Origin of the sequence: Pseudomonas sp. THAF187a (assembly GCF_009363395.1) — a bacterium.
GTDB lineage: Bacteria > Pseudomonadota > Gammaproteobacteria > Pseudomonadales > Pseudomonadaceae > Aquipseudomonas > Aquipseudomonas khazarica.
In genome coordinates, this window is record NZ_CP045349.1 from 4950477 (window position 1) to 4970838 (window position 20362).

The following is a 20362-nucleotide window of genomic DNA, read 5'->3' on the forward strand; positions in this document are numbered from 1 at the left end:
CGGCCTCGCAAATGCAGCGCGGCGTGACGGGGCTAGCCCGTCACCAGCGCGCGCAGGCGCTCGCCGTCGATGGCCCGGCAGATGCCCTCGGGCTTCTGCATCGGGGCGTCCTCTGCAGCCAGCATGGCGTTGAGCACCGCCTCGTCGGTGGCCTGCACGGCGGCCAGGTAGAGGGCGTCGCAACATTCGTCGCTAAGGTAGTCGAGGCTCTGGCGGATGGCCGAGACCTGCGGCAGCGCCCGGGGGTTGGCCACGCTGAAGGCGAGGAAGATGTCGCCCGAGTTGTTGCCACCTGGCGTGCCGCCCTGGGCGATGCCGAGACCGGCGCGTTGCGCCAGGCGCTTGAGCTGGTGCGGCAGCAAGGGGGCGTCGGTGGCGAGGATGACGATGATCGAGCCGCGCTCACGCTCCAGCCCGGCCGGCAGTTCATCTTCCAGGCGCTTGCCGACTGCCACGCCACAGACCTTGAGCCAGGCGCGCTGGCCGTGGTTGGCCTGTACCAGGGCACCGAGGGTGTAGGTCTGGCCGTCGATTTCGACCAGCCGCGAAGCGCTGCCGGTGCCGCCCTTGTAGCCGTAGCAGATCATGCCGTTGCCACCGCCGACGTTGCCCTCGGCGATCGGCCCGCCAGCGGCGGCGTCCAGCGCGGCCAGGGCATCGGCCTCGCTGACGTGCTGGCCATTGATGTCGTTGATCACCCCGTCGTAGGTCTCGGCCACCACCGGCATGGCCCACAGGTGCTCGCGCTGCCAGGCCGCCGCGTAGTGGTCGATGGTCCAGCGCGTGGCGGCGTGGTGGACGATGCCGACACTGTGCGAGTTGGTGATGCACAGCGGGCCGACGAAATAGCCGCCATGCTCGATCCAGTGCGTGCCGGTCATCTCGCCGTTGCCATTGAGCGCATGGAAGCCCGCCCACACAGGCTGCGGCTCGGTTTCGCGACCACGCGGCAGGATGGCGGTGACGCCGGTCTGGATACGCCGGCCGTTGGCCGCCACACCGTTGAGCGTACGGTAACCCACCAGTACGCCTGGCACGTCGGTGATGGCGTTGTGCGGCCCGCTGATACCGGGCAGTGGCAGGCCGAGTTCACGGGCACGAGGTTTAGCCATGAGAGTCATCCTGAGAAGTGGCGGGCTTGCGGTTGCGCAGGTACAGGCCGACCGCCGCGATCAGCAGCGAGGCGAGCAGCAACAGGGTGGCGATGGCGTTGATCTCCGGCTTGATGCCGCGACGGATCATGCCGTAGATGAACACCGGCAAGGTGGTCGAGTCGACGCCGGCGATGAAGTAGGTGATCACCAGATCGTCCATCGAGATGATGAACGCCAGCAACGCACCACCGATCACCCCGGGCAGGATCTGCGGCAGGGTCACGCGGCGGAACGTGGTCCAGGGCGAGGCCCCCAGGTCGGACGAAGCCTCCTCCAGGCGCGTGTCCATGCCCGCCAGCCGCGCGCTGACGATGAGGAACACGTAGCTGATCAGGAAGGTGCAGTGGCCGATGATGATCGAGCCCTTGCCCAGCGGCATGCCGACTCCGACGAAGAAGATCAGCAGGGCGATGCCAAGCACGATGTCGGGCATCAGCATCGGCATGAACAGCAGCACCCGGTAGAACGTCCGCAGGCGGAAGCGATAGCGCGCCAGCGCCAATGCGGTGAGCGTACCGACCAGCGTGGATATCGCCGTGGTGCTCAGCGCGACCACCAGGCTGGTGCGTAGCGCGGCCAGCAGCTGGTCGGTGGACTCGATATACAACGCGTTCTCGCTGAGGCTGGTGGACAGCCCCAGCAGCGAGCGATACCAGTCCAGGCTGAAGCCGTCCCAGATCATCATGTTGATCGGGTTGCCGTTGAACGAGTAGGCGACGATCAGGCCGATCGGCAGGTACAGGAAGACGAAGAACGCCAGGCTGTAGCCGCCCAGCAGGCGGCGCCCGAGGCGGGCGATCAGTGCGTTCATCGGCTGGCCTCCTGCGCGGCGTTGCGCCCCTGGGCCAGCACGTAGAGCAGCAGACAGACCAGCACCGCCGCCATCAGCAGCATCGCCAGGGCAGCGCCGAACGGCCAGTTGCGCGCGGCGAGGAACTGTTGCTCGACCAGGCTGCCGATCATCAGCACGCGCGCGCCACCGAGCAGCGACGGCACGATGAAGTTACCCAGGCTGGGGATGAAGACGATGATCGAGCCGGCGGCGATGCCCGGCAGGGTCAGCGGGAAGATCACCTTCCAGAAGCTCTGCCAGCGGCTCGCACCGAGGTCCGCCGAGGCCTCCAGCAGGCGCTTGTCGAGTTTCTCCACGCTGGCATACACCGGCATGAACATGAACGGGATGAAGATGTAGGTCATGCCGATCAGCACCGCCGTCTCGGTGTAGATCAGCTCCAGCGGGTTGTGGATGCCCAGCGCCAGCAGCGTGGTGTTGATGAAGCCGCTGGGACGCAGGATCAGCAGCCAGGCGTAGAGGCGCACGATCAGGCTGGTGAAGAACGGCAGGGTGATCAGGAACAGACAGAAGTTGCGCATCCGCTCCGGCTGCCGCGCCACCCAGAAGGCCGCCGGGTAGCACAGCGCCAGGGTCGCCAGCACGGTGAACGCGGCCAGCTTGAACGAGCGCAGGATGATCTCCAGGTAGACCGGATCGAACTCCTCGTTGCTACCGTCGGCCCAGCCCAGCCCAGCACGCGACCGAAGTTGTCGGGATAGAAGCTCCACTCCACGCCGCCGTACAGCCCCGGCTCGAGCAGGCTGTAGAGCGCCATGATGGCCAGCGGCGTCAGGAAGAACACCCCGATGATCGCCGTCACCGGGCTCAGCAGCCCCAGCAGGCGCAAGCGCTCGCGCAACGGCATCAGGCACCTCCCGCGATCAGGTGCGCGGCCTCCAGGCCGTACCACAGTTGCACGCTGTCACCCGTGCGCAGGCGTTGCAGTTGCGGCTGCGCGACATCACGCAACACGGCCTTGACCTGCCGCCCATGGGCGGTGCGCAGCAGCAGTTCGAAATCCTTGCCGATGAACAGCAGTTGCTCCAGGCGGCCCTCCACGGCGGCGAAGCCCTCGCCAGGACAGTGCAGGGAAAACTGCTCGGGGCGCAGCATGAGCTGGACGTACTGGCCAACGCACAGCGCCGGGTGACGCGCGTGCAGCAAATCGCCCTGGCTATCGAGCAGGTAGGCGACACCAGCATCGATGGCGCTGACGTGCGCGTCGAACAGGTTGCTCTCGCCAATGAAACCGGCGACGAAGGCGTTGGCCGGACGGTGGTAGATCTCCGCCGGCGCACCGATCTGCTGGATATGCCCGCCGTTGAGCACGACGATGCGGTCGCTCATGGTCAGCGCTTCCTCCTGGTCATGGGTGACGAAGACGAAGGCGATGCCCAGCTCGTGCTGCAGGTTCTTCAGCTCGCGCTGCATGGCCTGGCGCAGCTGGCGGTCGAGGGCGGACAGCGGCTCGTCGAGCAGCAACAGCGCCGGCCGGTCGACGATGGCGCGGGCCAGCGCCACGCGCTGCTGCTGACCACCGGAAAGCTGGCCCGGCTCGCGCCGCTCCATGCCGGCGAGGCCTACCAGCTCCAGCGCCTCGCCGACACGCTGGCGTTTCTCGGCCTTGCCCACGCCGCGCACGTCCAGCGCGTAGCCGACGTTGTCGCCGATGCTCATGTGCGGAAACAGTGCGTAGCTCTGGAACACCGTGTGCACCGGGCGTCTGTGGGGCGGCACGCTGTTCATCGGCTGCCCCTGGATCAGCAGCTCACCACCGTCCAGCTGCTCGAAACCGCTGATGGTCCGCAGCAGGGTGGTCTTGCCGCAGCCCGATGGCCCCAGCAGGGTGACGAACTCGTTGCTGCCCACGGCCAGGTCGAGACCGTCGAGGGCACGCACCAGATGCCCTTCCGGTGCACGGTAGTGTTTCACCGCGCCACGGATCTCGACCACCGGCGCAGTTTGGGTGAAAGCGGTCATGGAGGACTCCACTGATATCGGAGTGATCGCGGCTGAAGCCCCTCCCACAGGGAACCTGCAATCCGTGGGAGGGGCTTCAGCCGCGAGCTGGCGGCACGGGCCGGCTCAGTTGGCGGTACGCACGCGTGTCCAGACCCGGTCGTACTGCTTCAGGCCCTTGCCCAGGTCGCCGAAGATCTGCAGCTTGGCCATCACCTCGGCCGGCGGGTTGACCTGCGGGTTGTCACGCAGCTCGGCCGGCAGCAGCTTGAGCGCTTCCCGGTTCGGCGTGCCATTCATCTGCTGCGCGGTGTTCAGCGCGGCGATTTCCGGTTGCAGCAGGAAGCTCATGAAGCGCTTGGCAGCCGCCTTGTTCGGCGCACTCTTGAGCACGCAGACGTCTTCCTGGTACATGGTCGCGCCTTCCTTGGGGATCACGTAGGCGAGGTTCTGCGGGTCCTGCTTCACGTACATCATGGCGCCGACGAAGTAGTGCGCGGCAGCGGCGTCGCCGGACTGCACCATTGGCACGCTGTCATAGGTGAAGGCGGAAACCAGTGGCTTGCGCTCGATCAGCCAGTCAGCGGCCTGCTTGAGCTCGGCGGCGTTGGTGGTGTTGACCGACTTGCCGTCCTTGATCAGGCCGACGCCGAGGGTCTCGCGCATGTCGTCGAGCAGGATCACCTTCTTGCCGGCCTGGGCCTCGGCAAAGAAGTCGTCCCAGCTCTCGATCGGCTTGGACACCTTGTTCTTGTTGTAGAAGATGCCCACCGTGCCCCAGGCGTAAGGCATGCAGTACTCACCCTTGGGATCGGACTTGGCACGCAGAAAGGCAGGGTCGATATTGGCGAACGCCGGGTCCTGATTGATGTCGGTCTTTTCCAGCAGACCGAGCACGGCCATGGTGTCGTGCATGTGTACCGAGGGAAAGACGATGTCATAGCCCTTGGCACCGGCCTGCAACTTGGCCAGCATCTCTTCGTTGCTGCCATAGGTATCGAGTGACACCTTGATGCCGGTTGCGGCGGAAAACCGAGTCAGTACCTCGGGGTTGATGTAGTCGCCCCAGTTGTAGAGGTGCAGTTCCTCGGCAGCCAGGGCGGCAGCGCTCGTGCCACCGAGGGCGACACACAGGGTGAGATGACGCAGCTTGAGCATGTTCCTGTTCTCCACTGTTCTGGTCGCGTCAGGGCGCGACATTTGCTTGTTGCGGCAGGAATTCGCGAGCGTCGACAACGAGGCGGAAAGACTTCTGCTGGCTTCCTCACCCGAACGGCGGTCAATCGACAGCTCTTTTGCGTTACGGATGCAGGGTAGAATATATTTCTTCCAAAGATCAACACTCTGACATTTAAATGTCAGAAGAATTTGGCATGGCAAAGGAAACGGACATGCTCGATGGCAAGATGCAACACCTGGAAGGCAAGCTGACGCCGGCCGAGCGCACCCTCTGGGCCTATATCCAGGCCAACCTGGAGACGCTGGCGTTCGAGAACGGCGCCAGCCTCGCGAGCAAGAGCGGCGTCAGCCCCAACACCGTCAGCCGCTTCCTGCGCCGGCTCGGCTACAAGGGCCTGAAGAGCCTGAAGGACGAACTCCGCGACGAAGTCCGCGTGCAGTCATTGCTCAACCCGACGCTGATCGAACGGGTCGAGCAGCCGGAAGATCTGGTCACCCACCTGAACGAGGAAATCGAAGCGCTGCGAGCCTTCGCCGAGCAACTCGGCAGCCAGCACTGGCGCGATATCGTGGCGCGTGTCAGCGAGGCCGAGCGCGTATTCGTCTGCGGCTTCCAGACCATTCGCGGGCTGGCCGAGGACTTCGCCAATCGCCTGGCCCTGGTGCGTTCCGGGGTGGAGTTTCTCGACCTCTACAGCGGCGTGCTGGGGCAATGGCTGGACAGCCACAACCAGCGTTGCTGCGTGATCCTGGTGGACATCGCGCCCTATGCCGACGCGGGTATCGCCTTCGCCAACAACTGCCTGCGACAGGGCACCGACCTGGTGGTGTTCACCGACGAATATGGCATCGCCCGCCACATCGAAACGCCCTACATCGTCACCATGAAAACCAAGACCGGGTTGATTCTCGAATCCACCGGCGGCCTGACCAGCGCGCTGAACGTGCTGCTGCACTGCGTCGCCACCCAGCACAAGGATCAGCTCAAGGAGCGTCTCGGCGCCTACCGGGAGCGGGTCGAGAGCCTCAAGCTGTATCGCGCCTGAGGACGTCACAGGGCGCCCCGGCCCAACCAGGCCGGGACGCCGCGCCTCAGTACACGGCGATATGCGAGTCGGCGCGCGGCTCGGTGCCGCCGCACAGTACGCCGGTCTGCGGGTCGCGCACGATGATCTGGCCGCGCCCGTAGTTGGTACGGTCGCAAGCCACCTCCACCTGATGCCCACAGCGGGCCAGGGCGAAGGTCAGGTCACGCGGAGTTTCCTGCTCGATACCGACCGTCTGCCCGCCCAGCCATTGCCAGCGTGGCGCGTCCAGCGCGGCCTGCGGGTTGAGGCCGAAGTCGACCAGGTTCATCACCATCTGCACGTGCCCCTGCGGCTGCATGTAGCCGCCCATCACGCCGAACGGGCCGACCACCACGCCGTCCTTGCTGAGGAAGCCCGGAATGATGGTGTGGAAGGTCTTCTTGCCCGGCATCAGGTAGTTGCAGTGGTTCGGGTCGAGGCTGAACTCGGAGCCGCGATTCTGCAGGGCGATGCCACTGTCCGGCAGCACCACGCCGGAGCCGAAGCCGTGGTACGCACTCTGGATGAAGGACACCATGTTGCCCTCGCCATCGGCGGTGGCGACGTACACCGTACCACTGGCCTGGGGGTCGCCATGCAGCGGCTCACGGGCACGCTCGCCGATCAGTGCACGGCGCCGGGCGCAGTAACCCTCGGCGAGTAGTTCCTCGGCTGCCACGCGCATGTGCTCGGGGTCGGTGACGTAGTGCAGGCCGTCGGCGTAGGCCAGCTTCATCGCCTCGATCTGGCGATGCCAGGTCTGCCGGCTGTCACGGTGGTCGAAATCGAAGCCTTCGAGGATCTTCAGGGTCATCAGGGCGATCAGGCCCTGGCCGGCCGGCGGAATCTCCCAGACATCGTAACCCCGGTAGTTGACCTTGATCGGCTCAACCCAGCGCGGCAGGTAGCCAGCCAGGTCGCTGGCCGCGAGCTTGCCGCCGGTGGCGGCGGCATGGCTGGCCAGGCGCTCGGCGATGGCGCCCCGGTAGAAGCTCTCGCACTGGGTCTCGGCCAGCTCGGCCAGGGTCTGCGCCTGCGCCGGATTGCGGAACAGTTGCCCGGCCTGCGGCGCCTGGCCATCGCTCAGGTAAGTGTCAAACCAGGCCTGCAGTTCGGGGAAAGTCTCACGGCTGGCCTGGTATTCATCCTGGGCGATACGCCACTGATGAGCGACCACCGGTGACACGGGGAAACCGTCGCGCGCCAGTTCGATGGCCGGCTGCAGCAGGTCGGCGAAGGGCAGCTTGCCGAAGCGCCGCGACAGCTCGGCCCAGGCCGAGGGGCAACCGGGCACGGTAACCGGCAGCCAGCCATGCACCGGCACGCGCTCGTGGCCGGCGGCCTTGACCGCCTCGCTGGACAGCGCTGCCGGCGCATGACCGCTAGCGTCCAGGCCATACAACCGGTCCTTGATCCAGACCAGGGCGAAGGCATCACCGCCGATGGCGCAGCCGGTGGGCTCGACCACCGTCAGCGCGGCGGCGGTGGCGATGGCGGCATCGATCGCGTTGCCGCCACGGCGCAGCATGACGATACCCGCCTCGGCCGCCAGCGGTTGCGAGGCGGCGACCATGCCCTTGCGGGCGAACACGCTCTGGCGCTGGGACGCGTAGGGATATTCGTGGGCAGAAAAATTGAGCATGGATGAAACTCGATCCGGAGATTGATTGAGGAGCTGCACGGCGGATCTGCGCCGCTCGCCCCGTCACAGAACGCGGCTGAGAAACTCCCGCGTACGCGGGTGGTGGGGATTGCCGAACACCTGGGCCGGCGGCCCCTCTTCGATGAGTTCGCCCTGGTGCAGCACCACCACGCGATCGGCCACCTCGCGTGCAAAGCCCATCTCGTGGGTGACCACCACCATGGTCATGCCCTCCTCCGCCAGTTCCTTCATCACCTGCAGCACCTCGCCCACGGTTTCCGGGTCCAGCGCGCTGGTGGGCTCGTCGAAGAGCATGGCCTGCGGCTTCATCGCCAGGGCGCGGGCGATCGCCACGCGCTGCTGCTGGCCGCCGGAAAGCTGACTGGGGTAGTGCTGGGCCTTGTCCGACAGGCGCACACGGGCAAGCAGTTGCCGCGCCTGCTCCTCGGCCTCGAGCCGGCCAACACCGAGCACCTGTGTCGGTGCCTCGATGATGTTCTCCAGCACGGTCATGTGCGGGAACAGGTTGAAGCGCTGGAACACCATGCCGATATCGCGGCGCATGCGTGCAATGTTGCGCTCGGCGTCACGCACACGCTTGCCATCGGCGCGCTCGATGTAGCCCATGGGCTTGCCATTGACCAGAATGCTGCCGCCCTGGATGTCCTCCAGGTAGTTGAGGCAACGGATGAAGGTGGTCTTGCCCGAGCCGGAGGCGCCGATCAGCACCACCACCTCGCCACGCCGCACGTTCAGCGACACGCCCTTGAGGATTTCCAGCTCACCGAAACGCTTGTGCACGCTCTGTGCCTGGATCACCAGACTCTCGTCCAATGCGCTCATCTCAACGCCCCCTCAGAAATTTCATGGCACCCATGCCGAACAGCCGGCTGCTCGCCGGCACATGGCCGTCGGTGCGCCCGAAGCGCAGCTCCAGCCAGCGCTGGAAGAAGCCCCAGAGCGTGGTCAGCAGCAGGAAGTAGATGGCCACCACCAGGTACAGCTCGAACACGCGGAAGGTGGCCGAGGTGATCATCTGCGTGCTGAGCAGCAGCTCCTGCACGCCGATCACGCTGACCAGGGTGGTGTTCTTGAGCATCACGTTGAACTCATTGCCCAGCGGCGGAACGATGACGCGAAAGGCCTGCGGCAGGACGATACGTCGCATCAGGCGCGGGTAGCTCATGCCCAGCGAACGTCCGGCCTCGTACTGGCCGCGATCCACCGCGTTGATGCCGGAGCGGATGATCTCCGCCATATAGGCGCCCTCGTTGAGGCCCAGGGCGATGATCGCCGCCTGGATGTTGCCCGGCAGGACGAAGACCCCGAGATTCACGTCCTCGAAGCGGAAGATGCCGCCGGCCGCCAGCGCGGTGTAGAGGAAGACGACCTGCACCAGCAGGGGCGTGCCCCGCATCAGCCAGATATAGAAACGCACCGGGTAGTTGAGCAGCGGATTGCTGGAGGCGCGCATCAGCGCCGCCAGCAGGCCCAGGATGCATCCCAGCAGCATCGCCATCACCGCGATCACGCAGGTCAGCCAGAGGCCGTAGAGATAGATGTCGCTGGGCTGCAGCAGGTATTGCCAGAAGATATCCCAATTGAAGTTCATGCGCCCCCCTCCATCGTCAGAGGGTTACCTTCGCCGGGCTGCAAGGCGTCACCTTCGACGTTCCATTTGCGGAACAACGCCTGGTAGCTGCCGTCGGTACGCATGTCCTGGATGACCTGCTGGACCGCCAGGCCCAGTTCGCGGTCATCCTTGCGTACGCCAATGCCGGTGAGGATCTTGGCGAAGGCTGGTACGGCGTCCTCGAACAGGCCCGGCGCCATCTGCTGGTAATAGGCCGAGAACTCCACGGTAGTGCCATAGGCGTCGACCTGGCGGATACGCAGGGCCTGGAAGGCATCGGTGTCGGTGTTGAATGGAAGAATCAACATGGGTGCCTTGCCGGCCTTGGCCAGCTTCTCGTTCTGCGCCTCCAACAGGTTCTTGATGGTCGAGCCGTTGAGTACCGCGACCTTTCTGCCGGAGAGGTCGTCGAGACGGTGTATGCCCTTGGGGTTTCCCTTCGGCACCGTCACGGTCTGGCTGGAATTCATGTAGTTGACCATGTCGATCACTTCACGCCGCTCGGGCTTGTCGAACAGTTGCGACATGCCCAGGTCACACTGCCTGGCGAGGATCGCCGGAATCAGGCCGGCGAAGGGCGTGACGCGCCATTCGACGCGCTTGCCCAGACGCTGGGCGATCTCGTTGCCAAGGTCGACGATCAGGCCGTCGGGTTGCTGTTGCTGGTTGAAGAAAGCCAGGGGCGCGCCGTCCAGGCCACTGCAATAGACCAGCTTGTCAACATTCTTCAGGCGCTCGGGGACCGTCACGTCAGCCAGCGCCGTGGGGGCAGCGCAGGCCAGAGCAAGCATCGCGAACAGGTTCTTTCTTGGGAACATGGGAGTTTCTCCAAAGCTGCGGTCGGGACGGCTCAGTCGAGCTTGTTGCCTTCGATGTGCCATTTGCTGAGCAGCGCCATGTAACTGCCGTCGGCCTTCATGTCCGCCAGGGCCTGGCTGACCGCCTCGCTCAGTTCGGTGTCCTCCTTGCGAATGCCGAAGCCGGTGAGAATCTTGTCGAACGCCGGCACACCGACCTCGAACAGGTCGGGCGCCGCACTCTGGTAGTAACCGGCGGTTTCCATGGTGGTGCCGTAGGCGTCGGCCTGACCGACGCGCAGCGCCTGGAAGGCATCGGTGTCGGAGTTGAACACCACCAGGGTCATCGGCGCCTTGCCGGCCTTGTTCAGAACTTCGTTATGCGCCTCGAGCAGGGTGCGAATGGTGGAGCCGTTGAGCACGGCAACGCGCTTGCCGGACAGATCGTCGAGGCTGTGGATATCGGCCGGGTTGCCCTTGAGGACCGTCACCGCCTGGCTGGAGTACATGTAGTTGACGATGTCGATGACCTCGCGCCTCTCCGGCTTGTCGAAAAGCTGGTCGACGATCATGTCGCAGTGTCGCGCCATCAGCGCCGGGATCAGGCCGGCGAACGGCGTTACCTGCCACTCCACGCGTTTGCCGCCCAGATGCCTGGCAATCTCGTCACCCAGCTCGACGACAATACCGACCGGCTTCTGCTTCTCGTCGAAGAAGCCCATGGGCGGGGAATCCATCCCACCGCAATAGACGATCTTGTCCGCCGTCTTCAGGCGTTCGGGAACCGTGACTTCGGCCTGAGCCAGACCGCTGAGGAGGGAAATGGCCAGCAGGGATGACGCAAGGGTAGGTTTCAACATGTTCGACTCCAGTGTTCTGTTGTAAGGCATGGCAGTACGAAATGGTGTGGAGCTCGGGTCTCAGGCGCCCGATTTTTCCAGGAATTCGAGCAGGCCGGGGACGGTACCCTCGATGTGCTCGCAGACGATCCGTTCGGCGTGCCTGGCATCGCCCGTGCGTACAGCGTCGAGGATGACCTGGTGCTCTTCACGGGCACTCAGGGGCTTGTCCACATGCTTGAGCCAGAGCCGCATGTAGGGTTCGATCATGGCGTAGAGGGCGCTGATCTGGCGCATCAGGCGCGGACGCTCGCTGAGGCTGCACAGGTATTCGTGGAAGATGCGGTGGCGCACGACCCACTCCGAGCTGTCCTCACGGCAGTCATCCATTTCATCCAGCAGACGTTCCAGGCGCGCCAGATGCCGTTCGTTGACCTTGGGCGTCGCCACGCGAATCGCCAGCCCCTCGAGGGCGCTGCGCATCTCGAAGACCTCGCGCATCTGATCGAGGTTGAGACCGCTGACCACTGCACCGCGGTTGGGGCGCAGCGTTACCAGCCCCTCCGCAGCCAGACGCTTGAAGGCTCCACGGATCGGCATGCGGCTCATCTCCAGCTCGCAGGCGATGTCCTCGGCGATCAGGCGGTCACCGGTGCGGAAACGCCCCTGGCAAATGGCGTCGAGCAGGTGCAGGTAGGCCTCGTCCTCGGCAGACAGGGCAGGCTGGGTGTTGTAGGTGACGGCGAAGGGCATAGATAAGGATTCCTGAATTTTTGGATCCAAAAACACAATCATCCAAAAGCACAGCCCATGCCAGAAAGCCCAAGCAATTGTTTTAAAAGGAAATGATCCGAACCGAAGGCGCTTGGACGGTTGGCGGTTGGCGGTTGCACCAAAAGCGTTACCAAGCGCCCCGTTTCAAGGCACGACTGAGTAGAAATCCGCACCTGAATACCCCGTGCAGACTGTCCGAGTGACGGGGCCGACTACTGCATCCAGCTCGCCAGCCGCGCCAGCATCGCGTCGCAACGGGCCAGCTGCTCGAGGCTGACGAATTCGTCCGGCTTGTGCCCCTGCTCCATACTGCCGGGGCCGCAGACCACGGTGGCCACGCCGGCCTCGTCGAACAGGCCGCCCTCGGTGCCAAAGGCGACGGTGGTGAAGTCCTCGCGTTCGGCGATCAGCGCCAGCAGGCGCGCGGCGTCGCTGGCCGCATCGGTCAGCAGGCCGGGATAACTCGACAGCTCGCTGAAGCGGATGTCGCTGTCCGCGCTCACCGCACGCATGCGCGGCAGCAGTTCACGCTCGGCGTAGGCACGCAGCTCACTGGCGACCTGCTGCGGATCATCGGCCGGCAAGGCGCGCATCTCGAAGTCGAAACGGCACTCGGCGGGCACGATGTTCAAGGCCCGGCCGCCCTGAATCACACCGGTCTGCAGCGTGGAGTAAGGCGGGTCGAAGCGCGGATCATGGTGCTCGGGCGCCGCCAGGCGCGTACCGATCTCGCCCAGCTGGCCGATCAGCCTGGCCGCGTACTCGATGGCGTTCACCCCTTGCGGCGCGTAGGCCGAATGGCAGGCGGCGCCGTGCACCTCGCAGCGCATCGCCAGCTTGCCCTTGTGCCCGAGGACCGGGCGCATCTCGGTGGGCTCGCCGATCAGGCAGATGGCCGGACGCTCGTGGCTGCCGCGCAGACGCTCGACCAGGCTGCGTACGCCGAGGCAACCGACCTCCTCGTCATAGGAAATGGCGATATGCAGCGGCAGCCGCAGCGGCTGGCGCAGAAAGCCCGGCACGGCCGCCAGCACGCAGGCGATGAAGCCTTTCATGTCCGCCGTACCTCGCCCGTACAGGCGTCCGTCGCGCTCGCTCATGGCAAAGGCCGGCACCGTCCAGTGCTGCCCGTCGATCGGCACCACGTCGCTGTGGCCGGACAGCATCACGCCCCCCGCGCCACTCGGACCGATGCGCGCATAGAGGTTGGCTTTGCTGCGTTCGGCATTGAACAGCAACTCGCTGGAGACTCCGTAGCCCGCCAGGTAATCACGCACGTAGTCGATCAGCGCGAGGTTGGATTCGCGGCTGGTGGTGTCGAAGGCGATCAGGTCGGCGAGCAGGTCGCGGCTGGCTGGCATGGGGCAGTTACCGGTACGTGGGTGGATGGACAAGGCAACGCATGCGCAGGGTGGATGGCGCTCTATCCCGCCACCCGCACGGGGCCACGCAGTGAACGAACAACGCGTCGTCCGCCCTCCTCGCGCGCATGCGGGCTGAGGGCGTGGTGTGTGGTTGTGGGAGGCGCTTCAGCGGCGACGCAGGGCACGCCCGGTCGCGGCCAAAACCCTGCCCGGAATCGGTGACGCAGGTGTGCAGCCGTATCCAGCCCCCTGGCGCGCGGCGGACAAGCAACGCGTCGTCCACCCTACTCGTCGCCCGGCACGCCGTAGCTGGGCGCAGCGGTCGGGTCGAGGGCGCGGGTAATGTAGTCGTGCAGTTGCGGCGCGTAGGCACGCCAGAGCCGGTCCAGCTCCGCGATGGGGTCCTGGTCGGCCCAGTCCACGCGCAGGTCGACCACCGGCCAGACCAGGTCGCCGACCACCGACAGTGCCGCCGAGTGCACCGGTCCGGCTTCGCCGCCGGCCGCCATGGCCGCATGCATCGCTGCCAGCAGGCGATCCGGCAGGCCGCCATCGGCCTGTTCGAAGGCCTCGACCATGGCCTCGATCACCGCCGTGCTCGCCAGCAGGTTGCCGGCCGCCACGCACTGCTCGCCCGCCCGCGCATGGTGGATGCCGAGGGCTTCGCGACCGGAGAAGTGCGCGCTGGCGCCATGGCTGTCGATCACCGTCACCTGGCGATACTGGCCATAGCCGTTGCTGCCCAGCGCCTTGTCCAGCGCCGCCTGGGGATCGAGCCCGCTTTCCAGCAGGTCGAGGATCTGCGGACCGAGCGCCGGCAGGGTGATGTTCTGCGTCGCCACCGCGCCGACCCCGGCACGCAGCCAGGGGCAACGCGCGCCGACGGCAATGCTGGAGGAGCTGATGGCAATGCCGAGGTGGCCGGTCTCCGGGCAGCGCCCGACGATGGAAAAAGTCATGTGCGCACTCCTCAGGCCTGCGTGCTGGGCCAGTCGTCCGGGATCACCGCGATCACGTCGATCTCCATCAGCCACTGCGGCTGGCCGAGGGCCGAGACCACCAGCCCGGTGGAGATCGGGAACACGCCCTTGAGCCACTTGCCGACTTCGCGGTAGACCGGCTCGCGGTAGCGCGGATCGATGATGTAGGTGGTGGTCTTGACGATGTGCGAGAGGTCGCTGCCGGCCTCTGCAAGCAGTTGTCTGACGTTCTTCATCGCCTGCTCGGCCTGCGCGGCCGGGTCACCCAGGCCGACCAGGTTGCCCTCGAAGTCGGTGCCGACCTGACCGCGCACGTACACGGTGTTGCCGGCGCGCACGGCCTGGCACAGGTCATTGTCCAGGGACTGGTTGGGGTACGTGTCCTTGGTGTTGAACATGCGGATGCGGGTATGCGTGGGCATCAGCGAACTCCTGTCAGGCTGGCGGGTGCCGGGCTGCCGGCGGTGTCGGCCGCACGCTGCGCGGCATCGCGGTAGGCGCTGTACTTGCGCTGGGTGGCGATGTGATCGGCGACATGCTTGGCGTCGTGCCACACGCCCCAGATGAAGGTGGAGCCCCGCCGCGACAACCACGGCAGGCCGACGAAGTACACGCCCGGTTCGCTGGAGACGCCACGCTGGTGCTGCGGCTTGCCGCTGCCGTCGAAGGCATTGACCTGCAGCCAGCTGAAGTCCACGGCGAAGCCGGTGGCCCAGATGATCGTGCCGATACCGGCCGCGGCCAGATCGAGCTGCCGCAGCGGCTGGCTGACGCAGGCCGGCTCGGGGAAGCGCCGGCGGGCCTCGGGCTCTTCCGGCAGATCGAGTCCGTTGCGGGCGATATAGGCGTCGGCGGCATCGAGCAGCGACAGGTAGTTCTCGTCGCCACGGGCCAGGTTCTCCGCCAGGTCGTCGGCGAACTGCGCCACGCCCTGCTCGAAGGCGCGGGTCAGCCCGACCAGGGTGATGCCCTGCCCGGCCAGCTCGCGGAAGTCGATGGTGCGGCCGCCATGGGCGCCGCTGACGGCGATGGTCACGTGCTCCTTGCCCGGCTGCACGCTTTCCAGGTCCCACAGGCCGAGCACGCCCAGCCACCAGACGAAGTCGCGGCCACGGTAGCTGCGCGGCGGACGATCATGCGCGCCCACGGAGAGGTAGACCTGACGCCCGGCGCGGTTCAGCTCATCGGCGATCTGCACCCCGGAAGAGCCGGCGCCGATCACCAGCACGCCGCCTTCGGGCAGTTGCTGCGGGTTGCGGTAGTGCGCCGAGTGAATCTGCAGCAGCGCCTCGCTCTGCGGCGCGATGGCCGGAATGACCGGACGCTGGAACGGGCCGGTCGCGGCCACGACACGGTTGGCGCGGATCACGCCCTCCGAGGTTTCCACGGTGAAGCCGGGACGCTCGGCGTTGCGCCGCACCTGCTTCACCTCGACGCCGGTGCGGATCGGCGCGTCGATCATCCTGGCGTAGGCCTCGAAGTAATCGGCAACCTGATCCTTGTGGGCGAAGGCGTCCGGGTCGAGACCGGGAAATTCCATGCCCGGGAAGCGGTCATGCCACACCGGCCCGTTGGTCACCAGCGAATCCCAGCGCACCGTGCGCCAGGCTTCGGCGATGCGGTTCTTCTCCAGCACCAGGTGCGGCACGCCGAGGCGGCCCAGGTGCTCGCTCATGGCCACCCCGGCCTGGCCGGCGCCGACCACCAGGGTGTCGATCTCCTGCGGCAGGCAAGCCCGGCCTGCGGAGGTGGAAAAGGGGGTCTGCTTCAGCTCGGTCATGGGTACCTGCCCTGATTCTGCTCGTGACTGTTGCGCCGTGGCGGCTCGTTGCGGGCATTCTGTTCAGAGCGGGGCATTCGCGAAATTATGTTTTTTGTAGTCGCTGGCAAGGTAAAAACTGCCTGCATCCCCATTGGGTGCAAGCCCCGCCGTCATGCACGAAGAACGTGCACGGGAACGGCGCATGCATGCGCTATATACAAATAGATATAACGCTGTAGGATGGCCGCACCCGGCCTGCCCCCGGCGCCCCATCAACGCCCGTACACGACAAGGAATCCTCATGCTCAAGCCCCTCAAGCACAGCCTGCTCGTTCTTGGCCTGGTCTTCGCCGGCAGCACGCTGGCCGATGAGGTGAAGGTGGCCGTGGCCGCCAACTTCACCGCGCCGATGCAGGCCATCGCCCCCGGATTCGAGAAAGCCACCGGGCACAAGCTGGTCGCGGCCTTCGGCGCCACGGGCCAGTTCTACGCACAGATTCGCAACGGCGCACCGTTCGAGGTGTTCCTCGCCGCCGACGACAGCACCCCGGGCAAGCTGGAGAGCGAGGGCCTGACGGTCGAGGGCTCGCGTTTCACCTACGCCATCGGTGGCCTGGTGCTGTGGTCGGCCGCTGCCGACTACCTGGACGGCAGCGCCGCGGCGCTCAAGGCCGGGCAGTTCAAGCACCTGTCCATCGCCAACCCGAAGGCCGCTCCCTACGGCCTGGCTGCCACCCAGGTGCTGGACAAGCTGGGGCTGAGCGAGGCGCTCAGGGGCAAGCTGGTCGAAGGCCAGAACATCACCCAGGCGCACCAGTTCGTCTCCAGCGGCAACGCCGAGCTGGGCTTCGTCGCCCTGTCGCAGGTGTACAAGGACGGCAAGGTCAGCAGCGGTTCGGCGTGGATCGTGCCGGGTGACATGTACGAGCCGATCAAGCAGGATGCGGTGATCCTCAAGCCGGGCGCGAACAACCCTGCCGCCAGTGCCCTGGTCGACTACCTGAAAGGCCCGGAGGCGGCCAGGATCATCGAATCCTTCGGCTACACCCTGTAATGCCCGTGGCCGGAGCGCATCCGGCCAGGTTCGTCTTTCGGAATGAGCATGCCGCTGTCAACCAACGACCTCGACGCCATCCTGCTGACCCTGAAGCTGGCTTCGCTGACCACGCTGCTGCTGCTGATCATCGGCACGCCCATTGCCCTGTGGCTGACGCGCACCGAGTCCTGGCTGAAACGCCCGGTCGGTGCACTGGTGGCCTTGCCGCTGGTGCTGCCGCCGACGGTGATCGGCTTCTACCTGCTGGTGAGCATGGGGCCCAACGGTTTCTTCGGGCAACTGACGCAGAGCCTCGGCCTGGGCACCCTCACCTTCAGCTTCACCGGCCTGGTGATCGGCTCGGTGTTCTATTCGCTGCCCTTCGTCGTGCAGCCGTTGCAGAACGCCTTCGAAGCCATCGGCCGCGCACCGCTGGAGGCGGCCGCGACGCTGCGCGCCAATCCCTGGGATGCCTTCTTCAGCGTGGTGCTGCCCCTGGCGCGTCCCGGTTTCGTCACCGCCGCGATACTCGCCTTCGCCCACACCGTCGGTGAGTTCGGCGTGGTGCTGATGATCGGCGGCAACATTCCCGGCAAGACCCAGGTGGTCTCGGTGCAGATCTACAACCACGTGGAAACCATGAACTACGCCCAGGCGCACTGGCTGGCCGGCGGCATGGTGGCCTTCTCCTTCATCGTGCTGCTGGCGCTGTACAGCGGGCGCAGCGGCAAGACGAGGGCGCTGTGATGCTGGCCTCACTGTTCGGCAAACGCGGCGCCGGGACGCCGATCATCGATGACGGGCGCATTCGCGCACGCTTTCTGCTGCAACACCCCGGCTTTCGCCTGGACGTCGACCTCGACCTGCCCAGCCGTGGCGTCAGCGCCCTGTTCGGTCATTCCGGTTCGGGCAAGACCAGCTGCCTGCGCTGCTTCGCCGGGCTCGACCGCCCCCGTGAAGGCTACCTGCAGGTGGCCGGCGAACGCTGGCAGGACAGTGCCAGCGGGGACTTCCTGCCGGCCCACCGGCGCGCCATCGGCTACGTGTTCCAGGATGCCAACCTGTTCCCCCACCTCAGCGTGCGCGGCAACCTGGAGTTCGGCCAGCGGCGCATCGCCGCCCGCGAACGCAAGGTCGCCCTGGACCAGGCGCTGGAGCTGCTCGGCATCGGTCATCTGCTCGAACGCCTGCCGTCGGCCCTGTCCGGCGGCGAGCGGCAGCGCGTCGGCATCGCCCGCGCCCTGGTCACCAGCCCGCGCCTGCTGCTGATGGACGAACCCCTGGCGTCGCTCGATCTCAAGCGCAAGCAGGAGGTGCTGCCCTACCTCGAACGCCTGCACGAAGAACTGGATATCCCGGTGATTTACGTCAGCCACGCCCCGGATGAAGTGGCGCGCCTGGCCGACCATCTGGTGCTGCTCGAGGACGGCCAGGTACGCGCCAGCGGCCCGCTCAAGGAGTTGTTGCTGCGCACCGACCTGCCCTTCGCCAGCGACGACGACGCCGAGGCGGTGATCGACGGGCAGGCCAGCGCCTACGACGCACGCTACGGCCTGGTCGAACTCTGCCTGCCCGGCAGCGAGGCCCGCCTGCGCCTGCCGCACGCGGCGCTGCCGGCCCAGCAACGCGTACGGGTGAAGATCAAGGCGCGCGACGTCAGCCTCAGCCTGCAACGCGCCGAGGGCAGCAGCCTGCTCAACCTGCTGCCGGTCACGGTGGACAGCTGGCAGGTGCTGGATGCGCAGGTGCTGCTGACCCTGCGCCTGGGCGAACAACGCCTGCTGGCGCGGATCACCCGCTACTCCTTCGATCAGCTGGGCATCCATGCCGGCCAGGCGATCTGGGCGCAGATCAAGTCGGTGTCGCTGTTGGCGCCTTAAGCAGCACGGCCAACGAGGACGTCCAGCTCTTCTCACATTTACGGTGTCGCTGCAGTCGCGAGCAAAGCCTCAGAAGAGGGGATGGACAACAACTTGCAAACGCAAACAATTATCATCAGCATGGCGATCTATATCCAAAGAGCCTGCATCACCACTTCTGTCAGAAGCCAATCTCCTGATATCTGAAATAACGCCATGCTCAAGAAACCCCTATTGATCTTCCTGCTCGTTGGACTCACGAGCTTCATCGCCGCGTTCTCCATCCTGGCCCTCCCTACCATGCAGGAGCCGTCGCCGGTCAGAGCGCTCTGGTCTGCACAGACAGAGACCGCCGGACGGTTATCACCGCCTCCTGCCATCTCGCATCCAACCCAAGCTCAGCCCGAAAGCACACATCCCCCGCAACACCCCAGAACTGCCATAAACCAGAAGAAACTGGACTATGCCGATTGGCGATCCGAGCTGAGGTTCATACAGGGCCCAGTGAAGGAAACACTTGCCGAGCTTGATGCCAAAGCTTCGCCGGAGGGCGACTACATGGCGGCCAACCTGCTGCATATGTGTTATCTCCGGCAGCAGAATCCGCCCAGCGACGCTGCAACGGAGGGCTACCCTCCCCGAAGCGAATGCCTGGAGCTGGGTGTGCTCTCCCAAGAGAACTGGGTGGAGCGCATGAAAGCGGCGGCAGATGCCGGATTGGCAGCCGCCCAGGTAGCCATGGCCATCGCCGAGAACCCCAACCCACCGCTTTCCCCTGACGAACCAGACCCTTGGCTAGACATGCAGCGCGACTATATCGACAAAGCTGCAAGCCAATGCCACCCAGGCGCCTATGTCATCCGCGCCAACTACCGGTTCGATCCCGACAATCCACAGCTACAAAATCAAGCTGCCTACACCGACTTCTACACCGCCGAGCTGATCTACCGGCAGCGCTTCGAAGGTGCCCCGTCGCTTGAAAAACTACTGGAGCAGGAACGGCAGAAGCTGTACCAGCACCAGATCCTGGAAGCGGAAAACCAGGCGCTGATCAACTACCACAAAGCATGCACACAGTGATCACCCGAAAAGGACTTCTCACCACCGTCTTCCTGGCGCTCTTCACTGTGGCAATTGCCGCATCCTATGACCGCTGGTTCTGCTCGTACTGTTCTATGGACATGACTGCTCTGGATGAACTGAGCGGGCCGATCACCTTCATACGTTCCACGGTCAACAGCGTCGTCAACCAATGGCGGCCTGGCGATACAGTCACCATCACCAACGGGTCACAGTGGACTACATTCCGTTACAGCGGCTCTCCCACCCAGCTCTGGGTTCCGATCAACTTTGGCGATGGCGAAGGTCCGGGCACACTCAGAAACCCTGAAGATGCCCCGGCGCCAGGTAGTGGCAGCGGAGGAGGTGGCGGCGGAGCGAGTCGGCCTTTTTTCCCCGGCTTCGGCGGCGGTTCTCTACCCA

Annotated in this window: 20 protein-coding genes; 5 read left to right on the forward strand and 15 right to left on the reverse strand. The window is 65.5% G+C overall.

What is annotated here, in order from left to right:
- Positions 1 to 32: 32 nt before the first annotated feature.
- From FIV02_RS23125 to FIV02_RS23145, 5 genes are all read right to left on the reverse strand, one after another.
- A complete protein-coding gene (locus FIV02_RS23125; protein WP_152489905.1) occupies positions 33 to 1112 on the reverse strand; it encodes a P1 family peptidase in 1080 nt (359 codons plus the stop codon).
- Positions 1105 to 1965, reverse strand: coding sequence for an ABC transporter permease (locus FIV02_RS23130; RefSeq protein WP_152489906.1), 861 nt, complete (start codon positions 1963 to 1965; stop codon positions 1105 to 1107). The genes FIV02_RS23125 and FIV02_RS23130 overlap by 8 nt, the downstream gene beginning before the upstream one ends.
- Positions 1962 to 2717, reverse strand: a complete 756-nt coding sequence (locus FIV02_RS23135; RefSeq protein WP_256663027.1) for an ABC transporter permease — start codon at positions 2715 to 2717, stop codon at positions 1962 to 1964. The genes FIV02_RS23130 and FIV02_RS23135 overlap by 4 nt, the downstream gene beginning before the upstream one ends.
- Positions 2718 to 2853: 136 nt before the next feature.
- Entirely contained in the window at positions 2854 to 3969 is a 1116-nt protein-coding gene (locus tag FIV02_RS23140) for an ABC transporter ATP-binding protein (RefSeq protein ID WP_152489907.1), read from the reverse strand.
- Positions 3970 to 4074: 105 nt separating this feature from the next.
- Positions 4075 to 5106, reverse strand: a complete 1032-nt coding sequence (locus FIV02_RS23145; RefSeq protein ID WP_152489908.1) for a spermidine/putrescine ABC transporter substrate-binding protein — start codon at positions 5104 to 5106, stop codon at positions 4075 to 4077.
- A 215-nt stretch (positions 5107 to 5321) separates the two neighbouring features.
- On the opposite strand from FIV02_RS23145, the gene FIV02_RS23150 reads away from it, so the two are divergent.
- Positions 5322 to 6173, forward strand: coding sequence for a MurR/RpiR family transcriptional regulator (locus tag FIV02_RS23150; RefSeq protein WP_256663028.1), 852 nt, complete (start codon positions 5322 to 5324; stop codon positions 6171 to 6173).
- A gap of 46 nt (positions 6174 to 6219) precedes the next feature.
- Here the strand turns inward: FIV02_RS23150 and FIV02_RS23155 are convergent, their stop codons facing one another.
- The 10 genes from FIV02_RS23155 to FIV02_RS23200 form a co-directional block, all read right to left on the reverse strand.
- Positions 6220 to 7836, reverse strand: coding sequence for a gamma-glutamyltransferase family protein (locus tag FIV02_RS23155; RefSeq protein ID WP_152489909.1), 1617 nt, complete (start codon positions 7834 to 7836; stop codon positions 6220 to 6222).
- Between the two features lie 63 nt (positions 7837 to 7899).
- A complete protein-coding gene (locus FIV02_RS23160; protein ID WP_152489910.1) occupies positions 7900 to 8679 on the reverse strand; it encodes an amino acid ABC transporter ATP-binding protein in 780 nt (259 codons plus the stop codon).
- Position 8680: 1 nt separating this feature from the next.
- On the reverse strand, positions 8681 to 9448 hold the full coding sequence (locus FIV02_RS23165) for an amino acid ABC transporter permease (protein WP_152489911.1): 768 nt from the start codon (positions 9446 to 9448) through the stop codon (positions 8681 to 8683).
- Positions 9445 to 10287 carry an ABC transporter substrate-binding protein gene (locus FIV02_RS23170; RefSeq protein ID WP_152489912.1) on the reverse strand — a complete coding sequence of 281 codons (843 nt, stop codon included), beginning with the start codon at positions 10285 to 10287 and terminating at the stop codon, positions 9445 to 9447. Before FIV02_RS23170 ends, FIV02_RS23165 begins: the two co-directional genes overlap by 4 nt.
- A gap of 32 nt (positions 10288 to 10319) precedes the next feature.
- Positions 10320 to 11126, reverse strand: a complete 807-nt coding sequence (locus FIV02_RS23175) for an ABC transporter substrate-binding protein (RefSeq protein ID WP_152489913.1) — start codon at positions 11124 to 11126, stop codon at positions 10320 to 10322.
- Between the two features lie 60 nt (positions 11127 to 11186).
- Positions 11187 to 11858, reverse strand: a complete 672-nt coding sequence (locus FIV02_RS23180; RefSeq protein WP_152489914.1) for a GntR family transcriptional regulator — start codon at positions 11856 to 11858, stop codon at positions 11187 to 11189.
- A 233-nt stretch (positions 11859 to 12091) separates the two neighbouring features.
- On the reverse strand, positions 12092 to 13240 hold the full coding sequence (argE, locus tag FIV02_RS23185) for an acetylornithine deacetylase (protein ID WP_152489915.1): 1149 nt from the start codon (positions 13238 to 13240) through the stop codon (positions 12092 to 12094).
- A 287-nt stretch (positions 13241 to 13527) separates the two neighbouring features.
- Positions 13528 to 14202 (reverse strand): DUF1028 domain-containing protein, encoded by a 675-nt coding sequence (locus tag FIV02_RS23190; protein WP_037051285.1) that lies wholly within the window; start codon positions 14200 to 14202, stop codon positions 13528 to 13530.
- Positions 14203 to 14213: 11 nt separating this feature from the next.
- Positions 14214 to 14645 carry a RidA family protein gene (locus tag FIV02_RS23195; protein ID WP_037051284.1) on the reverse strand — a complete coding sequence of 144 codons (432 nt, stop codon included), beginning with the start codon at positions 14643 to 14645 and terminating at the stop codon, positions 14214 to 14216.
- Positions 14645 to 16003 (reverse strand): NAD(P)/FAD-dependent oxidoreductase, encoded by a 1359-nt coding sequence (locus FIV02_RS23200; protein WP_152489916.1) that lies wholly within the window; start codon positions 16001 to 16003, stop codon positions 14645 to 14647. Before FIV02_RS23200 ends, FIV02_RS23195 begins: the two co-directional genes overlap by 1 nt.
- Before the next feature lie 283 nt (positions 16004 to 16286).
- Between FIV02_RS23200 and modA the strand changes: the two genes are divergently transcribed.
- The 4 genes from modA (at position 16287) to FIV02_RS23220 (ending at position 19960) form a co-directional block, all read left to right on the forward strand.
- Positions 16287 to 17039, forward strand: coding sequence for a molybdate ABC transporter substrate-binding protein (gene modA / locus FIV02_RS23205; protein ID WP_152489917.1), 753 nt, complete (start codon positions 16287 to 16289; stop codon positions 17037 to 17039).
- 48 nt (positions 17040 to 17087) lie between these two features.
- Complete coding sequence (gene modB, locus FIV02_RS23210; RefSeq protein ID WP_037051416.1) at positions 17088 to 17768, forward strand: molybdate ABC transporter permease subunit; 681 nt, start codon at positions 17088 to 17090, stop codon at positions 17766 to 17768.
- Positions 17768 to 18901 (forward strand): molybdenum ABC transporter ATP-binding protein, encoded by a 1134-nt coding sequence (gene modC / locus FIV02_RS23215; RefSeq protein ID WP_150607013.1) that lies wholly within the window; start codon positions 17768 to 17770, stop codon positions 18899 to 18901. Before modB ends, modC begins: the two co-directional genes overlap by 1 nt.
- Before the next feature lie 195 nt (positions 18902 to 19096).
- Positions 19097 to 19960 (forward strand): hypothetical protein, encoded by an 864-nt coding sequence (locus FIV02_RS23220; protein WP_152489918.1) that lies wholly within the window; start codon positions 19097 to 19099, stop codon positions 19958 to 19960.
- Positions 19961 to 20362: the final 402 nt, after the last annotated feature.

Bases quoted from the DNA above. Each gene is read 5' to 3' on its own strand.
- FIV02_RS23125 (WP_152489905.1), bottom strand. From the start codon at position 1,112: ATGGCTAAACCTCGTGCCCGTGAACTCGGCCTGCCACTGCCCGGTATC.
- FIV02_RS23130 (WP_152489906.1), bottom strand. From the start codon at position 1,965: ATGAACGCACTGATCGCCCGCCTCGGGCGCCGCCTGCTGGGCGGCTAC.
- FIV02_RS23140 (WP_152489907.1), bottom strand. From the start codon at position 3,969: ATGACCGCTTTCACCCAAACTGCGCCGGTGGTCGAGATCCGTGGCGCG.
- FIV02_RS23145 (WP_152489908.1), bottom strand. From the start codon at position 5,106: ATGCTCAAGCTGCGTCATCTCACCCTGTGTGTCGCCCTCGGTGGCACG.
- FIV02_RS23150 (WP_256663028.1), top strand. From the start codon at position 5,322: ATGGCAAAGGAAACGGACATGCTCGATGGCAAGATGCAACACCTGGAA.
- FIV02_RS23155 (WP_152489909.1), bottom strand. From the start codon at position 7,836: ATGCTCAATTTTTCTGCCCACGAATATCCCTACGCGTCCCAGCGCCAG.
- FIV02_RS23160 (WP_152489910.1), bottom strand. From the start codon at position 8,679: ATGAGCGCATTGGACGAGAGTCTGGTGATCCAGGCACAGAGCGTGCAC.
- FIV02_RS23165 (WP_152489911.1), bottom strand. From the start codon at position 9,448: ATGAACTTCAATTGGGATATCTTCTGGCAATACCTGCTGCAGCCCAGC.
- FIV02_RS23170 (WP_152489912.1), bottom strand. From the start codon at position 10,287: ATGTTCCCAAGAAAGAACCTGTTCGCGATGCTTGCTCTGGCCTGCGCT.
- FIV02_RS23175 (WP_152489913.1), bottom strand. From the start codon at position 11,126: ATGTTGAAACCTACCCTTGCGTCATCCCTGCTGGCCATTTCCCTCCTC.
- FIV02_RS23180 (WP_152489914.1), bottom strand. From the start codon at position 11,858: ATGCCCTTCGCCGTCACCTACAACACCCAGCCTGCCCTGTCTGCCGAG.
- argE (WP_152489915.1), bottom strand. From the start codon at position 13,240: ATGCCAGCCAGCCGCGACCTGCTCGCCGACCTGATCGCCTTCGACACC.
- FIV02_RS23190 (WP_037051285.1), bottom strand. From the start codon at position 14,202: ATGACTTTTTCCATCGTCGGGCGCTGCCCGGAGACCGGCCACCTCGGC.
- FIV02_RS23195 (WP_037051284.1), bottom strand. From the start codon at position 14,645: ATGCCCACGCATACCCGCATCCGCATGTTCAACACCAAGGACACGTAC.
- FIV02_RS23200 (WP_152489916.1), bottom strand. From the start codon at position 16,003: ATGACCGAGCTGAAGCAGACCCCCTTTTCCACCTCCGCAGGCCGGGCT.
- modA (WP_152489917.1), top strand. From the start codon at position 16,287: ATGCTCAAGCCCCTCAAGCACAGCCTGCTCGTTCTTGGCCTGGTCTTC.
- modB (WP_037051416.1), top strand. From the start codon at position 17,088: ATGCCGCTGTCAACCAACGACCTCGACGCCATCCTGCTGACCCTGAAG.
- modC (WP_150607013.1), top strand. From the start codon at position 17,768: ATGCTGGCCTCACTGTTCGGCAAACGCGGCGCCGGGACGCCGATCATC.
- FIV02_RS23220 (WP_152489918.1), top strand. From the start codon at position 19,097: ATGCTCAAGAAACCCCTATTGATCTTCCTGCTCGTTGGACTCACGAGC.